The 21,128-nt window shown below is 36.0% G+C and carries 18 protein-coding genes; 5 read left to right on the top strand and 13 right to left on the bottom strand.

What is annotated here, in order from left to right; all coding sequences use genetic code 11:
- Positions 1 to 68 precede the first annotated feature (68 nt).
- Together G9C87_RS18490 and G9C87_RS18485 are read left to right on the top strand one after the other, a co-directional pair.
- Positions 69 to 1,259, top strand: coding sequence for a glycoside hydrolase family 88 protein (locus G9C87_RS18490; protein ID WP_172283905.1), 1,191 nt, complete (start codon positions 69 to 71; stop codon positions 1,257 to 1,259).
- An 11-nt stretch (positions 1,260 to 1,270) separates the two neighbouring features.
- Positions 1,271 to 2,374, top strand: a complete 1,104-nt coding sequence (locus G9C87_RS18485; RefSeq protein ID WP_172283904.1) for a DUF4861 family protein — start codon at positions 1,271 to 1,273, stop codon at positions 2,372 to 2,374.
- A 109-nt stretch (positions 2,375 to 2,483) separates the two neighbouring features.
- Here G9C87_RS18485 and G9C87_RS18480 read toward each other — a convergent pair whose 3' ends face one another.
- The 3 genes from G9C87_RS18480 to G9C87_RS20960 all read right to left on the bottom strand — a co-directional run bounded on the left by G9C87_RS18480 (position 2,484) and on the right by G9C87_RS20960 (position 6,672).
- Positions 2,484 to 3,182 carry a hypothetical protein gene (locus tag G9C87_RS18480; protein WP_172283902.1) on the bottom strand — a complete coding sequence of 233 codons (699 nt, stop codon included), beginning with the start codon at positions 3,180 to 3,182 and terminating at the stop codon, positions 2,484 to 2,486.
- A 129-nt stretch (positions 3,183 to 3,311) separates the two neighbouring features.
- Entirely contained in the window at positions 3,312 to 4,844 is a 1,533-nt protein-coding gene (locus G9C87_RS18475; RefSeq protein ID WP_172283900.1) for a M20/M25/M40 family metallo-hydrolase, read from the bottom strand.
- A gap of 97 nt (positions 4,845 to 4,941) precedes the next feature.
- The gene (locus G9C87_RS20960; protein ID WP_172283899.1) at positions 4,942 to 6,672 is read right to left on the bottom strand and encodes a helix-turn-helix domain-containing protein; all 1,731 of its coding nucleotides are present in this window, start codon (positions 6,670 to 6,672) and stop codon (positions 4,942 to 4,944) included.
- Positions 6,673 to 6,955: 283 nt separating this feature from the next.
- Between G9C87_RS20960 and G9C87_RS18465 the strand changes: the two genes are divergently transcribed.
- Positions 6,956 to 7,186, top strand: a complete 231-nt coding sequence (locus G9C87_RS18465; protein ID WP_172283897.1) for a hypothetical protein — start codon at positions 6,956 to 6,958, stop codon at positions 7,184 to 7,186.
- Positions 7,187 to 7,391: 205 nt separating this feature from the next.
- Here G9C87_RS18465 and G9C87_RS18460 read toward each other — a convergent pair whose 3' ends face one another.
- The 4 genes from G9C87_RS18460 to G9C87_RS18445 form a co-directional block, all read right to left on the bottom strand.
- Positions 7,392 to 8,849 carry a TolC family protein gene (locus G9C87_RS18460; protein WP_172283896.1) on the bottom strand — a complete coding sequence of 486 codons (1,458 nt, stop codon included), beginning with the start codon at positions 8,847 to 8,849 and terminating at the stop codon, positions 7,392 to 7,394.
- Positions 8,821 to 12,012, bottom strand: a complete 3,192-nt coding sequence (locus G9C87_RS18455) for an efflux RND transporter permease subunit (protein WP_172283894.1) — start codon at positions 12,010 to 12,012, stop codon at positions 8,821 to 8,823. The genes G9C87_RS18460 and G9C87_RS18455 overlap by 29 nt, the downstream gene beginning before the upstream one ends.
- Before the next feature lie 22 nt (positions 12,013 to 12,034).
- Complete coding sequence (locus G9C87_RS18450) at positions 12,035 to 13,117, bottom strand: efflux RND transporter periplasmic adaptor subunit (protein ID WP_172283892.1); 1,083 nt, start codon at positions 13,115 to 13,117, stop codon at positions 12,035 to 12,037.
- A 143-nt stretch (positions 13,118 to 13,260) separates the two neighbouring features.
- Entirely contained in the window at positions 13,261 to 13,644 is a 384-nt protein-coding gene (locus tag G9C87_RS18445; RefSeq protein ID WP_172283890.1) for a hypothetical protein, read from the bottom strand.
- A 376-nt stretch (positions 13,645 to 14,020) separates the two neighbouring features.
- Between G9C87_RS18445 and G9C87_RS18440 the strand changes: the two genes are divergently transcribed.
- Together G9C87_RS18440 and G9C87_RS18435 are read left to right on the top strand one after the other, a co-directional pair.
- Positions 14,021 to 14,413 (top strand): hypothetical protein, encoded by a 393-nt coding sequence (locus G9C87_RS18440; protein WP_172283888.1) that lies wholly within the window; start codon positions 14,021 to 14,023, stop codon positions 14,411 to 14,413.
- Positions 14,414 to 14,458: 45 nt separating this feature from the next.
- Positions 14,459 to 14,893, top strand: a complete 435-nt coding sequence (locus G9C87_RS18435) for an META domain-containing protein (protein WP_172283887.1) — start codon at positions 14,459 to 14,461, stop codon at positions 14,891 to 14,893.
- Between the two features lie 47 nt (positions 14,894 to 14,940).
- Here the strand turns inward: G9C87_RS18435 and G9C87_RS18430 are convergent, their stop codons facing one another.
- The 6 genes from G9C87_RS18430 to gldK form a co-directional block, all read right to left on the bottom strand.
- Positions 14,941 to 15,198 carry a SemiSWEET transporter gene (locus tag G9C87_RS18430; RefSeq protein ID WP_172283885.1) on the bottom strand — a complete coding sequence of 86 codons (258 nt, stop codon included), beginning with the start codon at positions 15,196 to 15,198 and terminating at the stop codon, positions 14,941 to 14,943.
- 66 nt (positions 15,199 to 15,264) lie between these two features.
- Positions 15,265 to 16,299 (bottom strand): NAD(P)/FAD-dependent oxidoreductase, encoded by a 1,035-nt coding sequence (locus tag G9C87_RS18425; RefSeq protein WP_172283883.1) that lies wholly within the window; start codon positions 16,297 to 16,299, stop codon positions 15,265 to 15,267.
- Positions 16,300 to 16,354: 55 nt separating this feature from the next.
- The gene (gene gldN, locus G9C87_RS18420) at positions 16,355 to 17,293 is read right to left on the bottom strand and encodes a gliding motility protein GldN (protein ID WP_172283881.1); all 939 of its coding nucleotides are present in this window, start codon (positions 17,291 to 17,293) and stop codon (positions 16,355 to 16,357) included.
- 23 nt (positions 17,294 to 17,316) lie between these two features.
- A complete protein-coding gene (locus G9C87_RS18415; protein WP_172283879.1) occupies positions 17,317 to 18,888 on the bottom strand; it encodes a GldM family protein in 1,572 nt (523 codons plus the stop codon).
- A 49-nt stretch (positions 18,889 to 18,937) separates the two neighbouring features.
- Positions 18,938 to 19,633 (bottom strand): gliding motility protein GldL, encoded by a 696-nt coding sequence (gene gldL / locus G9C87_RS18410; protein WP_172283877.1) that lies wholly within the window; start codon positions 19,631 to 19,633, stop codon positions 18,938 to 18,940.
- 61 nt (positions 19,634 to 19,694) lie between these two features.
- On the bottom strand, positions 19,695 to 21,113 hold the full coding sequence (gene gldK, locus G9C87_RS18405) for a gliding motility lipoprotein GldK (protein ID WP_172283875.1): 1,419 nt from the start codon (positions 21,111 to 21,113) through the stop codon (positions 19,695 to 19,697).
- Positions 21,114 to 21,128: the final 15 nt, after the last annotated feature.

The following is a 21,128-nucleotide window of genomic DNA, read 5'->3' as shown; positions in this document are numbered from 1 at the left end:
TTCATAATGCGGATTTTAAATATTTTCTATAAATTTTAATTAAATTGTACTTCTAATATGCATAATCTATGATTTTACAAAACATAACAACAGGCTTATTTCTGACCATCACCAGCTTAGCATTTGCACAGAATAGTAAGCAAATGTCTGAGCTAATTCAGAATGAATTTCAGCTCGCAGATAAGCAATACAAGAAGCTAATGAAAAGCATACCACAGGATAAAATGCCTCAATCTTATAATGCGTCTATTGATAAAGTAACCACAAAAGATATTACATGGTGGTGTTCAGGTTTCTATCCCGGATCATTATGGATGATTTATGAACAGACAGGAGATCCTGAGATCAGAAAAGAAGCAGAAAAGAGATTACAGCTGATTGAGCCTAATAAAACATTTACACGAGATCATGATTTAGGCTTTATGATGTTTACCAGCTTCGGCAATGCATACAGAATCACTAAAAACCCTATATATAAAGACATCATTCTTACTTCAGCGGAATCATTATCCACAAGATTCCGGCCGGGAATGCAGGCTATTTTGTCCTGGGATAAGATGGCAGACTTTAAAGGTCCCGTTATTATTGACAATATGATGAACCTGGAAATGCTCAATTGGGCAGCCCAAAATGGAGGTAATAAAAAGTTAGAAGAGATTGCAATCGCCCATGCTAATACAACCATGAAAAATCACTTTCGTTCCGATTACAGCTCATATCATGTAATTGATTATAATGTCAATACAGGTGAAGTTTTCGGTAAAAAAACCTTTCAGGGCTATTCAGATTCTTCTGCCTGGGCAAGAGGTCAAGGATGGGCTTTATATGGCTATACCATGATGTACCGCTTTACTAAAAATAAAGCATATCTTGACCAGGCCACGCATATCGCAAAATTTATTCTGAATAATCTAAATTTACCGGAGGACAAGATTCCTTTTTGGGATTTCAATGATCCAAAAATTCCTGAAGTTCCCCGTGATGCTTCTGCCGCTGCAATTATGGCATCTGCCTTACTGGAATTAGGACAGTATGTAAAAGCGGATGAAGGAAAAAACTATATCGACAATGCACGGCAAATGATAGTAAGCTTATCAGGAGATCATTATCAGGCAAAAGCCGGAACGAATGGTGGCTTTCTCCTCATGCATAGTACAGGTGGGCTACCACTCCATTCAGAAATCGATGTCCCGTTAATATATGCTGATTATTATTTTCTGGAAGCATTGAAACGATATAAAGATTGGTATTTACAATAAACCGGAAATTCATGAAATCAACATTATGGGGCTTAGTAATGATACATTGTGTATCTTTCATGCATGCCCAACAATCCATATTATTAAAATTAGAGCTAAAAAACAGTCTTACGATTCCCCGAAATATGGAGTCCGTCGAAATTCCTTTAAAAAAAGTCAGGGTTCTCGCCGGTCAAAGCTTTACCATTAATGATGCATCTTCCAAAAAGGAGCTCCCCTATCAGTGGTTGGCCAACGGCGACCTTCTTATTCAAAGCGACTTTAGGGCTGGCGAAATAAAAAAAATAGAATTTTATAAATCTTCACCACAGCATTTTGAGCCTAAAGTGTACGGAAGATTTGTACCCGAACGTCTTGGAGATTTTGCATGGGAAAACGAGAAGATCGCTTTCCGTATGTATGGAAAAGAACTGGAAAAAGTTCCTGAACAAAACGGTTGGGGAATGGACGCCTGGACAAAAAGAACCAACAAAATGATTATCAACCAATGGTATCAACTCAATAATTACCATCAGGATAATGGAGATGGGTTGGACTTTTTTCAGGTGGGCCATACTTTGGGAGCGGGTGACGTCCTTCCTTTTATAAATAATAATTTTGCCTATCTTGGAAATTATACTTCCTACAAAATCATTGAAGAAGGTCCTCTTCGATTTACATTTGAACTCACTTATCCCCAAGTAAAAATTGACGGCTATGAAATTTCCGCACTCAAAAGGATCAGTCTGGATGCAGACTCACAACTTAACAAATCTGTCATTAGGTATGACTTTAAAGGAAAAAAGACCCTTCCTGTTTTTACCGGTATTGTTCATTGGGATGGTAAGGGTCAAAAAATCATCGACCAGGATAATCAGCTGGCTGCTTACTGGCCTGAGAACTCAAAAAACGGAACTGTAGGTAGCGCCATTCTATACCCTCACAGCAATAACCTTATTATTGATAAGAATAAACATCTGGGCTCGGAAACTAATGTAAAAAGCAATCAGGCCGTTACCTTTTATACGGGTGCTGTCTGGGATAAAGCAGGTGAAATTACTTCCGGTAAAAACTGGCTGTATTACCTTCAGGAATTTTCTCTCAGATTAAAACATCCTATACAGATAACCCAATAATAAAAACAAAATCCTGATCATGTAATCAGGATTTGTTTGTTTGATCAGTATCAAATACCAATCAAACCATAATTGAGTTATAATGAATGTTTTGGTGTCGGTTGTATAATTAGTTACACATGGTAAGAAACTGATGGCTCATTTGTACCTTGAATCTTGCATCTGATTTCAGCTTATTATAAATAGTCATTTCTGTAGCCTGTACAGCTCTTAATTTCCGATCGATAAATTGAGCGATCTGAACAACAGAAAAAATAAAATCACGATAAACTCCAATATTTACAGTTTGCCCATGGCAAGGAAGGTAAGCCTTTAAAAAAGAAATAGTTTTCTGATGTTGATTGTAATTCACACAATATCCCGCTCCATCTTTAAAAGTAATGATTTCACGACTGTTAATATAATCTAGAACATTTTTATCTTTAGGAGAGATCTCGTTTTTAGCAAAATACCGGTTTATTTTATCAAGAATATGTTGCGCATATTCCATCATTGTTATTGTTCTCCATTCAAATACATGGTTCATTTGCTTTTTATGCTTCTTCTCTGTATCATTTTCACAGTTGGTACAAAAAGATAAGCCAATTTTTTCATGGTATGGGAAAAAACAATCTTTGATTTGAATAGATGCATCAGCCTGAATCCTGTCATGAGTGAAATTGTAATACAGATATGGACAATACATATCCACAAGACTTTTCAAAAAATCAGTTTCACTGGTATTCAGATGCTCTTCAAACCACTTTTCAAGATTATTGTAATAATTATTTTCAAACTCTTTATAGCTTAAATAAAAAGGCAATTCCATAGCTTTATATTTTGATAAGACAAAGCTATTTCAGTAAAGCGTCAAAACTTGACGTTTAATATTTTTTTAGTAAAAATTTAAATTTGAAGCGGGATCAATTACAGGCTATCAGGCTATAATACGTATGAATCACTTATCATAATTCTTCATGATATACTCAAAATAATGAATCATTTTCATGTAATTTTCAATACTGATATACTCATTAGTACTATGAATGCTTTGTTTTTCAGCATCAGTAATCTTAATAGGCATAAACCTGTAAATATTTTTACTTACAATCTGATATTTATAAGCATCTGTTCCGGCAATGGTAAGATAAGGAGTGACTAAAGAATTAGGATAAACCTCCTTAATCCCCTGTTCAATCACTTTATATGCCCTAACATTCGTCGGTGATATCGCAGAAGCCTCTCTGGTATTGTCAATCTCTTCCACTTCTACATCAAAACCTTTGGTCGCCTGAGCAATATGATCTCTTATATCTTTTACAGAATTGCCTGAAAGTAATCTGAAATTAACCACAAACTCAACTTCGGGGGAAAGTACATTAGTTCCGTCACTCCCTTTCATCATGGTAAGAGCTGTTGTAGAGCGTATCAAAGCATTGGTGGAATTGTTTTTAGCCAACTGTGAAAGCAACACGGATTTTAAAAGCCATTGATTAGAAATAGCCAATCTATTTGCAAATGGCATTGTTCCACCAATATTATCAAAAAACTCTTTAATAAGAGGAGTGATGGTTGGCTTCATCTGATCTTTTTCCAATCTTTGCATGATAACGGCAGCTTTACCGATGGCACTTTCCATAGGTGGCATTGAGGAATGCCCTCCCAATCCTTTCACTTTTATTTTTGCAGAAAGAAATCCTTTTTCAGCACAACCGATTACGGCAACATCAGAATCTATTCCTTTAACCCCTCCTTTTTCCAGGATCAATCCACCTTCATCATAAACCGCATCAAACGTCAATCCTTTTTTCTTAAAATCCTCGGCGATCTGTTTTGCCCCTTTTCGTCCTCCTACTTCTTCATCAAACCCAAAAGCTAGATAAATATCGCGTTGAGGAACTGTTCCGCTTTTAATCATATTGGTAAGAGATTCCATCAGGGAAAACAGCATTCCTTTCATATCGATCGCTCCTCTTCCATAAATTCTTCCATTCGCAACCGCCCCGGAAAAAGGAGAAAAATCCCAATCTTCTGCTACTTTGGTCACAGCGGGTAAAGCTTTATCATCGGGTCTGAAAACATTTTGTTCATTATTTTTGATATCAGCATCGCCCGGAGGCACTACATCCATGTGTGATAAAAAAAGGATAGGTTCCAGATTAGGTTTGCTTCCTTTTAATTTAAAAACTAATCCATAGGTATTAACTTCATAGTTTTCTGTGTTTTGATAGACTAAAGGATATGATTTTTTCAGATATTCTTTGAATTGTCCAAATGGAGCATAATCAAAAACATCCAGATCACCCGCTGACACTGTAGGTATTTTAATTCCACCTGAGAACCTTTGGATGGCAGAATCATTTTTAACCCATTTTGTTTCCGGAACAGAACTTAGATTATTTTTTTTAAACGGATACGTAAATGTCTTGATCAGCAATACCGCAACGATCACCACGACAATGACTGCAATTGCTAAAAGGAATTTTTTCATGATCTTTTGTTTTGTGATAGCTTTTTCAATAAATATAACAAAGATATTCCTATTAAAAAAACTCAAAACAGAATATGGATATGAAGTAAATGTTTTTTTACGCAGGATTAAATGCCGAGAAACTATTTTTACTATCTAGTTCCTGTTTTCTTTTGCGGATAAAATCCGTTGGTCGGATCCCATTAATTTCATAAAATAAATCTGAAAAATTCTGTCTGGATGCGATACCACACTCCTTTGCTAAAGTTTCTATGCGGTACTTAAGATATTCTTTGTTCTCAAATAGAAGTGCTGTTATGTAATTAATCCGGAGCTCGCTTAGATATTTATTGAAATTAACTCCTTTACAATCATTGATCACCTGAGAAAGATAATTTGAATTGGTTCCCAACTGCCCGGCCAGTTTGTGAATGGTAAGACCTTTTTGAGTATATTCTTTTTTTGCTTCAAATATTTTCAGCTTGGTGAGAAGCTCTTCTACCTTATTTTCATCTAATCCGGTTTTCTTTTCCTCAGCATCTATATTCAACAATGATTTTTCAGGTACTGAATTTTGATGTAAACTGAATTTTTCCTCCAAAAGGATATATTTCTGCTGAATGTCCTTTTCTCTTCTATATCTTATGACAAGAAGGATGGTAAGTATAATCGCCAGAACAATTAAACTTCCTATAATAATATTGCCCCAGGAATTGGCTTTCTCCAGTTTACTTTTTTCTTCGAGCAAAGTCTTTGTATCAAATTCTTTATGAATTTTACTCGACAAATAAATAAAATCCTTCGAAATAATACTGTCTGCTTTTAAAAGCTGACCGGTAAAATATAATTGCTCGCCTTGATTCCTTTCTTCCTTATAATGCTTGATCAGGATTTCATAATTTTCTCTAAGATCAGGAAGAATAAATTGATGTTTTTGAAATATAGAATCAACTTTCCTAAAATACACAATAGATTCCGTATCCTTTTTTAATCCGGCAAAACTTTTCCCTATATAAAAATATCCTACGGATAGTCGTGCAAAATCACCGCTTTTCTTCATAGGTAAAACCGACTGTTTCAAATCATCGACAGCCGTTATATAATCTTTTCTGTCAAATTCCGATATTCCTTTTGCAAGCTGAAAATAGCCTTTCTCTTGCGAGTATTCACCATTGGCACCTACCTGCTCTAATCCAGTGTGGATAGCCTTATCTGCCAGATCCGTCTTATGTAAATTACGGTAGCAGATAATCAATTGATGTAAGCTGTTGAGATAACCTTTTTTATTGTTATACACTTCATTAGGATGCAATCCGGATTTTGATTTCGGTCCGTAATAGGCGATACATTGTTCAAATAATTTTGAGGCCTCCTCATAATATCCTAAATAACTTTTTACAACACCTATATGATACAGATTCTGATATTTCAGGAAATCATTTTTCGTATCCTTCGAATATTCGTAAGCGAGCAGATATTCATTCAATGCCGCCTGGAACCTTTTGTAATGATAGTAATAAACAACCCCTTTTTCTAGATAAGCAGTACTTATGAGATCTTTATCTCCGGATTGCTGAGCAGCCCATACCGTGCTGTCTGCATAAATAAGCTTCTGTTCGTTGGAAGAGGAATAGAATACTCCATCCTTATATCCCTGAACAAGCTTTTCAAAATTCTTTTCCTTTTTAGCTTTATTAATATAAGGTTGAATATATGGAAACGCCTGAGTGTTATTTTCTTCGAAGTTTTCGTATTTCAACCGGAGTTTATAATAGTCACTGTATCCTTCCTGAGAAAAGGATAATTTAAAAATTACTAAGACGAGTATAAAAAGCAGTTTTTTTATCACTTCGAATATTTAACAAACCATATTTATAAACCAAAAATACATAAAATCATTTAATTCCTATTAAACAATTATGATTTAATCCCCTTGGTTTTCGACACATTAAAACTTTGAATAAACAATTGAAAATCAAATATTTAACATTGTCCTTATTTATGAATTAGGACGTCTTAATTGCCGAATAGAGACAACAAGTACTTTTTTTTATCATTTTATGCCTATAATTTCGGACTCAGAATTCTGAATGATAAACCTGGCCGGGATAACCTTTTAACTCTGAAATTTTATGAAAAAGATTATCTCATTAAAAACCTTTCCATTAATAATTGCTATGGCAGTTTGTATGACTTTAGGAGCTTGCAGACAGGATGATGAAAACGACTTTCAAATGGCAAAGAATAATGCCACTGGGCTTAAAATTGCTAGTGACAAGCAATCAAAGACGGTAGAAGGAAAACTGGTTGCAAAAACAGATCCTCCTGTAAAAAACGGAACACACTGGAAAACACAACCATAACAGGAAGAAAGCATTCCTGAATGTTGATTATAACGAACTAACAACCATGTTTATATATAATTTAGTTGCAAATTGCAGGTAAATTCCAAAGGGCCCGGCATATTACAGGGCCCTTTTTTAATGGAAATTTAATTGATATTTTAAACAAAAAAGAGGCTGTCTGACGACAGCCCCCTTCTATTAAAAAAACATTAAAGATTTATAATCACTTCCAGCCTCCGCCTAAGCTCTTATAAATATCAACAACTGTACTCAGCTGTTTTTCTTTTGCTTCTACCAATTCCATTTTGGCATCTAAAGCATCTCTTTGATTTAATAATACTTCAAGATAGTCTGCTCTTGAATTTCTGAACAATTGATTGGCAATATCAATAGATTGATCTAATGCGTGGGTTTCCTCAGACTTCAACTTATAATACTGATCAATATTCTTAACTTTCGACATCAGATTAGCAACATCCAGATATGCATTGAGAATTGTTTTATCATATTCATACAATGCTTGTATCTGTTTTGCATCAGCAGTCTGGAAATTAGCCTTAATCGCCGTTTTATTAATCAGAGGTCCTGCTACTTCTCCTACCAGATTATAAGCGATAGACTCGGGCATTTTTACCAGATAAGAAGGTTTGAAAGCTTCCAGTCCAAGCGCTGCAGAGATCTCAAGGGAAGGATAAAATTCTTTTCGCGCAGCTTCCACATCCAGTTTTGCAGATTTTAATTCCAATTCAGCCTGTTTGATATCTGGGCGATTGGCTAATAATTGCGATGGAATACCGGTGTAAACGGTCTGAGGAATTGTAGACATAAAGCTTTCCTTAGTTCTTACAATCGGCTGTGGAAATCTTCCTAAAAGAGCATTTATCTCATTTTCCTTTTCAGTGATCTGTTGTCGGATTGTATATTCCGTTGCCTTGGACTTAGCCAATTCTGCTTCAAATTTCTTTACAGCCAGTTCTGTTGCCGCAGCAGCCTCCTTCTGGATTTTAGAAATCTCCAACGCCTTATCCTGCAGCTTGATGTACTGCTGAATAATATCCAACTGGTTGTCAAGTGAAAGCAATTCATAATAATTGTCCGCCACTTCTTCAATAAGGCTGGAAAGAACAAAATTCTTTCCTTCTACTGTAGACAGATAATGGGCTACAGCAGATTCTTTTTCTGTTCGTAGTTTTTTCCAGATATCAATCTCCCAGTTTGCCATTAATCCTCCTTCAAAATTACCCAGTGGATCAGGCATTTCTCTTCCGGGTTCAATCTCCGTAGTTGCATCTCCTGCTCCTTCACTGGTATAACGTCCGGATTTCTTCAACCCTGCTCCCAGTTTTGCCTCTACTGTAGGACTCAATTTACCTTTCTTGTAAAGAACTCCGCTTTTTGCGATTTCAATTTCCTGTAAGGTAATCATCAGCTCCTGATTATTTTTCAGGGCGGTTTCAATCAGCACTACAAGATTTGGGTCAGTAAAAAACTGTCTCCATGGAGTTGTCCCACTGTTGGTATTAGCATCCTGCTGATCATTTTCTCCAAAGTTCTGAGGTACATTTTCTTTTACCTCGTCTTTTATAACAGTCGCCATAGGTGCTTTACAACTTGATAAAACAAGGGATAATGCTATGGCTGTAAGTATTGATTTAGTCTTCAAATTTTCCATCATGTTCATAAGGTTCAGTTTGTTCTGTTAAAGGATTTTCTTCCTCATATCTTGCCAGCCTGGACTTTTCAGCAATCGTTCCGAAAATATAGTATAATCCAGGAATAATCATTAATCCAAAAATGGTCCCTATCAGCATTCCTCCTGCTGCTGCAGTTCCGATTGTTCTGTTTCCGACTGCTCCCGGTCCCGTTGCCATTACCAACGGAATCAATCCGGCAATAAACGCAAATGAGGTCATCAGGATAGGACGGAAACGGATTGTTGCTCCTTCGATAGCAGCTTTCACTACAGAGATTCCTTCTTCTGCCTTTTTCTGTACGGCAAATTCCACAATCAATACGGCATTTTTTCCTAAGAGACCAATAAGCATTACCATCGCCACCTGAGCATAGATGTTATTTTCCAACCCTAAAAGTTTCAGGCATAAAAATGCTCCAAATATTCCTGTAGGAAGAGAAAGAATTACCGGCAAAGGAAGAATGAAACTTTCATATTGTGCAGAAAGAATAAGATATACAAATCCAAGACATACAAGGAAAATAAATATGGCTTCATTTCCACGGCTTACTTCATCTTTGGAGATACCCGCCCAGTCGATTCCAAATCCTCTCGGTAGAGTTTTATCTGCAACCTCCTGAATGGCTTTGATCGCCTGACCACTGCTGTATCCCGGTGCTGGGGTTCCACTTACCTCTGAGGAATTATACATATTATGTCTTGTAATCTCAGATAATCCATATACTTTTTCAAGCCTCATGAAATCCGAATATGGAACCATTTGCTCCTTATCGTTTTTAACATATAGCTTCAATAAATCAGTTGGTAATGCACGATATTGCGGGCCTGCCTGAACGATTACCTTATAAGGTCTGTCAAAACGAATAAAACTGGTTTCATAGTTCGAACCAATCAATGTTGATAAATTATCCATTGCATTGGCAATAGTCACTCCTTTTTGCTCCGCCAGGTCATTATCAACCCTCAACATATATTGCGGGAAACTTGCCGAGTAAAAGGTAAACGCTGATCCAAGTTCAGGACGTTTTTTTAGCTCTTTAACGAAGTCATTACTTACTTGCTCCATTTTATGGTAATCCCCGCTACCCGCCTTATCTAAGAGACGAAGCTCAAAACCTCCGGCAGCACCATATCCCGGAATAGAAGGTGGTTGGAAAAACTCAATATTGGCACCCGGAATATTTTTGGCTTTTTCTTCTAGTTTCTCAATGATTTCTGCAGCAGATTCCTTACGATCTTCCCAGCTTTTGAGGTTGATAAGACAGGTTCCGGAGTTAGATCCCGTACCTTCTGTTAGAATTTCATAACCAGCAAGGGAAGAAACAGACTGTACTCCATCAATATCTTCCGATTCTCTTAAAAGTTCTTTTGCTATCTGATTTGTTCTTTCCAAAGTAGATCCCGGAGGAGTCTGAATAATAGCATAGATCATCCCCTGGTCTTCACTAGGAATAAACCCTGATGGAAGGGAATTGCTTAAAAAGAATGTACATAAACAAAAAGCTAACAGCAAAGGAAGCGTAAACATCTTTTTCGTTACGGTCTTATTCAGTAACTTTTCATATTTCCCGGCTCCTTTAGTAAATAATCCATTAAATTTATCCAGGAATATCGTAATCGGAGTTCTTCTTTTTGCCTTTCCGTGATTATTCTTTAAAATTAAAGCACATAAAGCCGGAGTCAGTGTCAATGCCACAACCCCTGAAAGTATAATTGCAGAAGCCATCGTAATAGAGAACTGACGATAGAAAACACCTACAGGTCCTGACATGAATGCAATAGGAATAAATACAGACGCCATTACCAAAGTGATTGCTATAATCGCTCCACTGATCTCATGCATCGCCTCTTCCGTTGCTTTTAATGGTGAAAGATTTTTTTCTTCCATTTTGGCGTGGACGGCTTCAATAACCACAATGGCATCATCCACAACTACACCGATCGCCATTACAAGCGCAAAAAGTGAAATCATATTCAATGTGATCCCAAATGCAGACATTACGGCAAATGTTCCTACCAATGACACCGGAACCGCTAAGGCCGGAATCAATGTTGAACGCCAATCACCAAGGAAAAGAAACACCACAATCGCCACAAGGATAAAAGCTTCAAATAAGGTATGAACCACTTTTTCGATCGAAGCATCCAGGAACCTGGATACGTCATAACTGATGTCATAATGCATTCCTTTAGGGAAAGAAGTTTTCTGAAGATCAGCCATCAGGTTTTTCACATTCTTAATAACATCACTTGCGTTAGATCCGTAAGATTGCTTCACTGTAATTGCCGCGGAAGGTTTACCATTCAATGTTGAATAAATATCATACATTGAACTTCCGAATTCAATATCGGCTACATCTTTCAGTCTTACAAACTCCCCGGCTGACTTTGCCTTAAGGATAATGTTTCCATAGTCTTTTTCACTATTAAAACGACCAGGATATTTTAGAATATATTCAAATGATTGAGAACGTTTTCCCGAACTTTCTCCGGTTTTCCCCGGTGAAGCCTCTAAACTCTGCTCATTCAAAGCTTCCATTACTTCGTCTGCTGAAATATTGTAGGCCGTTAATCTGTCCGGTTTTAGCCAGACACGCATCGCATATTCCCGGGTTCCCAGGATATCAGCGAAACCAACGCCACTTACCCTTCTCAATTCAGACATTACATTGATGTCCGCATAGTTAAACAGAAACTTCTGGTCAGCTTTGGGATCATCACTATACAGGTTGATATACATCAACATGTTAGGCTCTTCACGGGTGATCTTCACCCCCTCTCGGACAACCAATGGAGGAAGTTTGTTAACCACTGAAGATACCCGGTTCTGAACGTTTACTGCTGCAACGTTCGGATCAGTTCCCAAATCAAATACAACCTGGATGGAGGCTTCTCCGTCGTTTCCAGCATCAGAAGTCATATACTTCATCCCCGGAACACCATTGAGTCCTCTTTCCAGTGGAATAACTACAGATTTAATTAACAGTTCATTGTTTGCTCCCGGATATTCCGCAGTAATATTTACTTTAGGCGGAGAAATGGACGGGAACTGTGTTATGGGCAGCTTAACAAGTGATAAAACTCCCATAAACACAATAATCAATGAGATTACGATAGACAGAACAGGTCTGCGAATGAATTTCTTAAACATACAGCTTCATTTTACGAGTACACTACTCTGCTTTTAATTTCAATGATTGAATTACTTTCCGCGGATCCTGGAATTTCACTTTTACTTTTTGGTCGTCCTTCACTTTCTGAACACCTTCTAAAAGAAACTGCTCTCCTGCTGCCAGGCCTGAAGCCACAACATATAGATCAGGTAATTCATAAGCCACTTTTATATTCCGGGATTTTAATACGCCATTTTTGCCAACGACAAACACATATTTCTGATCCTGAATTTCATAAGTAGCCTTTTGTGGAATAATTAAAGCATTTCTGAGCGGTAGGGTCATTCTTACCTTTCCTGTTTCTCCATTTCTCAAAAGTTTATCAGGATTGGGAAACTTTGCCCGGAAGGCTATATTCCCCGTTTCATTATCAAATTCCCCTTCTATAGTCTGGATCTCTCCTTTTTGAGGAAGTGCATCTCCATTAGCCATAATAAGAGTTACTTCTTTACTTCCTCTATCTGCGGCATGAGTCTGATAATTCAGATATTCGGGCTCTGATACATTAAAATAAGTGTAAACATTGGTATTATCAGACAAACTGGTCAACAGATCTCCTTCATCGACAAGACTTCCGAGTTTCAATGGAATCCTGTTAATAATTCCTGAGAACGGAGCTTTTATATCGGTGAATGATAAATGAATCTGGGCAAGTCTCATTTCTGCATTAGCAGCATCAAGCTTAGCTTTTGCCATTGCTCGTTCGTTCTTTGAAACAATATTATTACTGGCTAATGTACTTGCATTTTTTAATTCAATATTGGCCTGTTCCACTTCAGCTTTGGATTTCATTAATTCAGCCTGATACAATTGAGGCATAATACGGAATAAAGTCTGTCCTGCGTGAACAAACTGACCTTCGTCCACGTAGATCTTTTCAAGAAATCCTTTCTCCTGTGCACGGACTTCGATATTTTTTACAGATTGGATCTGCGTAACATATTCTTTGTTGATTACAGTATCCATTTTTACCGGAGACGTAACCGGAAAGGTTGTTACTTCTTCTTTTTCTTCTTTTTTGTTGTGACAGCCAACAAATAACAAGAGGGTGCTTAGCGCAATGCCCGAGGCAGCTCTTTTCATAATTTTGAAATTATATAAATCGTTAATGTTTTAATAGAATAGAAATGGTAATTGAGAGAGAACGCTATGCCCACTACCAACAAGCACAACGCATACTGCTCCACTCTGTAATCAGAGTAGAATCATACATTGAAAAATGAATTTTAAATTCTGATAGATCGGATCAGAATAAACTTTTTTACAGAGGAATAATTGGAAACAAATCCTTGAATACGGGCTTTTAATTTTTTATAATTAAATAGTCCGAAGAAATATACCAAACCGAAAACGCCCACAAAAAGAATAGCATCCTGAACACTATCCGACCATTGAAAATCTTCTTCTGTAAGCTCTAAAGAAGAATTATCAACACCATCCGGCATTTGCTGGATCGATAATTTATCGTAGGTCTGATTTAAACGATTGGCTTTTTTAGGTAAATGATGAGAAACAGGTAGATGGTTATGTAATGTTTTGACATTGATTTTGCTTTCCACTATGAAAAGCAGAAATAGACTCGTCAAAAAATACACAATATAGTTTCTCATTTTGAAGTGGCAAAGGTAAGCTTAGATTTGAATATTTTATACAGATTAACAAAATTTAACTCACTCACAAATATCAATCATCGGAATTGATTTATTTTCTTTCGATTCCCGGCATCTAGATACCTGAGATTACAACAGGTTTTTTCATCATTTCTAATGGGAAATACAGTGTAGATTGCCAATACAAATAATTCCGTAAAACAGAAACAATCGTTAAAAAAAATAAAAATAACCATTTCCGAAACAAAGATGCATTCCATACTATTGATATGAATATTTAATTAATTTATTAAAAATTAACAAATACACCGTAAATATTTTGTAATTTTACAGTTCACAAACAAGTAACCAATGAAACACCTAATCACAAATACTTATGAAAAAAATAGTTCACATTATTATCCTTGTTCTCGCTGTAGTTTCCGTAGCAGCATGTAAAAGCTCAGCCAAAGAAGAACCCGAAGTTATCGCCTCTCAACCTGTAGAAACAGATGATATTACCAAAGAAGTTTTTACAGACAATTATGGAGATAAAATAGAAGTCGCAATCAATAATACAGATAATACGGCTGTTATTCACCTTGATGGTAAATCTTACGAACTTAAAAAGAACAAAGATCTGCCAGATTATACTGCATCCAATCCAGAGTATCAGTATTCTAATATCAGAGGAAATATAACTTTTCTAAAAAGAAATGTTGACATGGTCTTGTTCCACCACAAACAGGAAAAGAAAGGGGCCACTGCCAGCAAAATGGCATCATATTAGTTTTGTCAAACTAAAAATTAGATGTTTTAATTAAAAACAACACCCATGAAAAAACTACACAACTATGTCTTAATACTTTCTGTACTTATCCTGGCGATATGCTGTACTGCAAAAACAGCCGATAAGAACAGTAATGATATTACCGGAAAAACTTGGAAACTGATTGAAATTAACGGTCAGCCTATACAGCTAAAAAACCCGAAAAATAATCCTTATTTCAAATTGAATATGACTGACATGCGGTACGAAGGAAACGCTGGATGTAATGGTCTGGGAGGTACTTTTGAAATCAAACAGGACATTATGCGTATCAAGTTCAATCAGGGGATTTCTACCATGATGGCTTGTGATGATCTGGAAATAGAGCAACGTTTTACCAAGGCTTTATTGGCAGCAGATAATTATTCTGTAAGTGGCAAAATCCTGAGTCTTAATAAAGCTAAAATGGCACCCTTGGCAAAATTTTCCCTACAAGAATAAATAGAAATGTATACAGATAAGAAGGCACTTTCATGAGAAAGTGCCTTTTATTTTTTTTTATAGATCATATAACAGATTAAAAGTACCACATTCAGCACGACAGCAAATGCATTGGATAAAATAATGGGAAGTTCATCCTTCAGCAATCCATACCATACCCATAAAGACAAACCGGAAATAAGAACCAGAAGCATGATCCATGAAATATCTTCAACATTCTTTTCTTTAAGAACTTTTATAAGCTGAGGAACCATCGATACAGAAGTGAGCACACCTGCCACAATACCAAGAATATTTTCATTCATTTTTATATAATTCACATATCCTGAATATACTAATTTTTTAATTAGGTAACGAAAAACATACACGTATTATGTAAACCTTTTAAGGGCAACTTCATCAGGTAAAGGAATTCCTTTCTCTATAAGCTGATACAAACTTCCGGAAAAATAACATCCGTTTAATATTCCCCTCGCCCCCAATCCGTTGAAAACATACATATTGGAATATTCACTATGACTCCCAATAATAGGTCTCCTATCCTTCACAGTTGGCCTGAAACCAAAATTAACTTCCTGTATCTTAAAATCGTAAGGATATACTTCAGATAACCCTCTTAACAGCTGGTCTACCGCAGAATCGTCAATTTCGTGATGCAATTGCTCACGATCATATGTGCCACCATAAAAATGAAGTCCATTATCAATGGGAAATAAAAAATGTTTCTTCTTTATGGTATCGACAGTTGAAATTTTTTCTGATAATTTGACTCTAATATGATGTCCTTTGTTTGGAATTACAGCAATATCTGAAAAGTACGGGTTTTTCATCACCCCCATTCCTTCACAAAAAACAATATTCTTAAAACGAATTCCTTTATACTCGGATCCAGATATATCTAGACTATCATAATCAAACTTCTCATTGATAAGATTTCCTTTGTCCTCAAAATAATTGAAAAAATCGTTAAAAAAGTTACTGACATCCAATCTCGCAGATTGATTAACGATTCCCGTACTAAAAGGATTATTAATTCCTTCTAAACTTTGAAACTCCTTATTCAAAAAGTTTTGTAATTCTAAATGATCAGACTTCTTAACCCAAAGCTTTTGTTCATTCTCATCATGGAAAACCCGATGAATAGGCTTATCAATCAAATAGTTTCTCCCTGTATATGATTCAATTTCTAAAAGGGTTCTTTTTAGAGTATTTATTTGTTCCTGAGCTAACCAGAACGTTGTAAATTTCTTTAATACCACAGGATTAATGATTCCTGCAGAGACCTGTGAAGCACTTTTCTTTTTCTCGGAAAAAATAATAAATGATTTATTATTCTGTATTAACTGATGGGCAAAAAAAAGCCCGGCATATCCATCCCCTACAATAATATAGTCTACATTTTTCATAATAAAAAAACCTGAGTAAAAATACTCAGGTTTTGTATAAATATCAAGTGAAATATTAATAATTCCACATATCATTTTCCATGTCAAGAATCTGTGCTTTAATTCTGTCGCTTTCTTCTATCTGCTCATCAGCATTTCTAGGAATATAATCTTTGATTACACCATCTCCTAAACCACTTGAAGATTTATAGATAATTGAAGAGAATCTTCTTGCATTGATGATATCATCGAAAGAAAGATCAGCAGAAGAGTTTTTTCTATTATACACGAAGTTATTCGCTAATATCTCTCTCGCACTTGGGTAATAAATCCAAAACAGGTCAATAAGCTCATTAGCTCCGGCCAAAGGCTGTCCGTCTGGCCCTGTTCTACCTTGTACAGCAGGATCTGGTCCCATTGCTGCAATACCCAGTGGTCTGTATTTCATCTGACCATCTCTTCTATCGATAAACCACATACCCATAATTTTTAATACTTTAACTTTATCAGTCGTCGTTTTAAAAATATCGGTATATTCTTTTTTCTCCTGTTCTGTAAGCTGTCTTCCAGAGTTTAGGATATCAATAGCAGCGTCAGAAACTCTTACACTTTCCAATCTTTTCTGAATTCCTTCAGGAGTTAATTTAGTTACAAAATTCTCATCATCATAAACTTCCTGGATTTTACCTGTTATTGCAGCATCCAGCAATAATTGATATAAAGATCTTGTTTGAGTAGCAAGAAGACCATCAGGATTATCATAGTATAATGGCTGATTAATCTTATCATTCATGTCAATAATCTCCCAAACAAACATACTTTTTAAGATATCTTTGTCCTCAACAAAACCGTATTCCAAAGGTTTTACCGTTTTATCAACAATAGTATCTCCAACTTTCTGCTTGTTTTCAGCTCTCATTTGTCTGAACTCTTCAGGAGAAGAAGCATTCAGAATAGTCTGGGAAAAAGCAACTCCCGAAACTACTACTAAAAAAGCGCTTATATATTTTTTCATAATATTATTTTAACTTATTAAAATTACTGAACATTGATTACAACAGGAGAAATATTCTTCAATGTTTGATTTCCTAATCCTGTAGCAGTCGCTTTAATATCAAAAACATACACTACATCACCCGCTCTTACATTTTTAACCAATCCGGCAGCCTCTTCAAGACTATTACCTTTGATCAGCAATGCTGCTCTACCAGGTACCTTCACCATAAACTGATTAACAGTGAATGAAACAGGGAAATCGAAATCTGGTATTGCTGCCTGTACCATCTGATTTGGAATCGAAGTAGCAGGAATATTCAATACTGTCTGACCTCTCATCTGACCTTGAGGAGCCGGAACATTCTTAATTCTGTATTCAAATACCTGAGATACCGTTTTACCATAAGGATCAGTTCCAGATAATGTTAATTTCACAGTATTACCCGTAGAAGGAATAATATTCCATTTTCCAGGACCATTACCTTTTACTACAGCACCAGGAGCAGATAATGATAATTTAGAATTGTCAGCACCCAGGATAGAACCGGATACCGGGTTTTCTAATCCTCTGTACAACACATTCATCTTATCCGGAGAAAGTAATAATCCTTTTTCAAGTTTTACTTCTCTTGGTCCTGCAATTACATTATATGTATGCGTCCAAGGGAAACTTTGAGGTTTACCGGAAGCATCTGTTAAGGTAATAGTACCGTTTAGTTTATGCTCTCCAATACCATTTCCTGAAATAGAAATTGTTCCTTTTCCATTTTCTACTTTATTTACTCCCGTAATGCTAATCTTATTGCTATTAGAATAAGTACCTAACATTACTTTTACTTCAGCCTGTTTTCCAGCCTGAATATCAACAGGTCCTGCAACAATTGGCTCATAGCTGCTGAATTTAATACTAGCATCTACTTTCTCTTGAAGTAATAAGGCCAATGCATCAGACTGTACGTTTCTCGCATCATTCTGGATAATTTCCAGGTTAGAAATTGCTGCAATTAAAGGCTGATGATAAAACTTATTCTGAAACCATGTTTTCTCGTTTGGAGATTTTCCTTTAGGGTATTCAGCAATTAAAGATTTATTGGCTCTTTCAATCAAATCATTTAACTGATTGTTTTTTCCGAAAGTTGCTACAATATAATTTCTTACTTCATCAATTTTGGACTTCAATTCCAATGCTCCTTTAGAAGGGCTATTTTCATCTCCGTCAGCAAAAAAATAATGCGTAGTTGCTTCGTTATTATTAAGAGCTGCAAAATTCTCACTTACATCCACTTTATCAGAGAATTCTGATTCAGTTTTTAATTTAGTTTTAATTGTTTCAGCACTTTCTACTAAGGCATTAATTTTAGCTTTTAAAACCTTATACTGTTCCCATGGAGTAGCATAAGTATCCGGCACTTGCTGTGCCTTTAATTCTAGAGTTTTTTCAAAAATTTTCTCATTCTTTCTTTCTGTTAAAGTTCTTGTTTCATTAAGAGCTTTAGTCGAATCATAATAAGATCTGATGATTTCCGCATCAATATTTAGGGCCATCATAGCGATGAACACCAAATACATTAGGTTGATCATCTTCTGACGTGGAGTCTGTTTTCCTTGTGCCATTCTTTTTCTTTGTTTGGATTAAAAATTAAATTTAGAAATGGTTTGGAAATTAAGACTTCATAGCAGTTAGCATACCACCATAAACTCTGTTTAAATTATTTAAGTTTGATGTTAAACCTTGTAACTCCTGGTTGAATTTTTCTGAATGCTCAGCAGACTTCTGCATATCTGCCACATATTTATTGGCAAATTCAGATTGTCTTTTACCATTCTCCAATTGCATCGCGTATAAAGCGTTCATGCTTTCCATGTGCTGAGCGGCAATGTTTAACTGATCATTATATTTGTGAGTAGAAGCAGAAACATCTACCGTCTGATTGATCTGATCCACTGAATTTGAAAATTTATCAATTCCTGTTCTTAATCTTTCAAACAATTGAACATCTAATTTAGCATCCTGTAACATTTTATCCAATTTTGTAGAAAGAGAGTTCTCTAATTCTGCAAATTGAGCAGCTGCATTATTTCTTGAAGAAACATTAGAATGTAAAGGGTTCGGGTTAGCATGTTTATCTAACAATTCAGGATAAACATTTTCCCAGGCATAAGACTCTTCTGATTTTGGAGGGTCGAAAGCGAAAATAATGAAGATGATTGCTTCAGTAATAAGTCCTACTGTAAGAGCAACGTTACCACTGATTGGTCCCAAGTTAATGTGAGTAATCTTAAGCCAAGCTCCAAGGATTACAATTGCAGCACCGAATGAATAAAAGAAATTCATCCAAGCATCTTTAGTCTTAAACATATAAGTTAGTTTTTTTTAATGATTAAAAATAAATTGTATCGAAAAATAATTATGTATCTGATTATCTGTTAACCCTTCTTGGCTTAACAGCAGCTTCAGGAATATCCTGTACAGTTCTGAATCCAATATAACTTCTTGCAGAATCTTTTCTTTCCCAATCTCTTGCACCAGTCATAAGCATTGCGCCTATATCTTTCCAAGAACCTCCTCTTACAGATTTCTTAGAATCTGATTTATCTTTAGTAGAAGGGTTTAGAGTTGAAGAAAATCCGTATGAAGAATTGTTATAAGAAGATTCTGTCCATTCAGAAACGTTTCCAGCCATATCAAATAACCCAAATCCATTTTTCTTAAATTTCTTTACTGGAGCTGTATATGTATAAGTACCTTTTTTATCGTCTTCCATGTAATTACCACGCTTAGGCTTAAAGTTAGCCAGGTAGCATCCTCTGTCATCCATCAAATATGGACCTCCCCAAGGATAAGTAGCATTCTGCATACCTCCTCTTGCAGCATATTCCCATTCGATCTCTGTAGGTAAACGGAATTGTAATGGTCTCTGTTTTTTTCTTTTTAAGCTTTCATTGTAATCCGTTTTCAATTTAGATCTGAAATTACAATATGCTCTTGCCTGATCCCAGGTTACCCCAACAACAGGATAATCTTTATAAGCTTTATGCCAAAAATATTGTTCAAATAATGGCTCGTTATAGGCGAAGTGGAAATCTTTTACCCAAACAGTTGTGTCCGGATAGATTGCTATACTTTTGCTTTTAAGGTAGTTTACCCCTCTTTCATTGTCAGCAAGAGCAGCATCCATATCTCCCCACTGGTAATTATATTTTAATTTACTAACATCAAGGATTCTTTCATTACCAATTCTGGCAGAAGCTGGTAAATATAAAGACTCAAGAACTTCCGCATATTCTACATCAGGATATTTTGAAGTATTCCAATGCAATGGGATTTTCCAATCTAGTCTTTTACTTGCATCATATCCTCCATCTTCTCTTCCTCCTTGTCCTTCTAAATATTCCTGATACGGAGTAAGGTTTTCTTCTTTCTTAGCAAGGTATGCATAATCTCCGATGCTGGCACCTCTTCCTCCACCTTCACCACCTTCTCCGGCAGCTTCAGCAAGTAGAGTTCTGGCAATAGAGTCTCTTACGTAGTTAATGAATACTCTGTATTCTGCATTAGTAGTTTCTGCTTCATCCATAAAGAATGAGGACACAGTTACTGTTTTCAGTGCTGATTTCTCAGGAGTATGAGTGATATCCTGATCAGCTAAACCTGCGATAAAAGATCCTGCAGGAATTGCAACCATACCGTATGGTCTTTCAGCAACAAATGATTTAGTTTTTTCTCTTGGTATCAACTCTCCTTTTGTTCCTGGCTTCCCTACAGAAGAGCTACCACCACCTGAACAAGATACCGACGCTACCGACGCAGACAATAATAAAAGAAATATCCTTTTCATGTTAATTTTTATAAT

This window comes from Chryseobacterium sp. LAM-KRS1 (assembly GCF_013184525.1).
Lineage (GTDB): Bacteria > Bacteroidota > Bacteroidia > Flavobacteriales > Weeksellaceae > Chryseobacterium > Chryseobacterium proteolyticum.
Note: the sequence above shows the minus strand (reverse complement) of the source record. Positions and strands in the feature narration are given on the sequence as shown.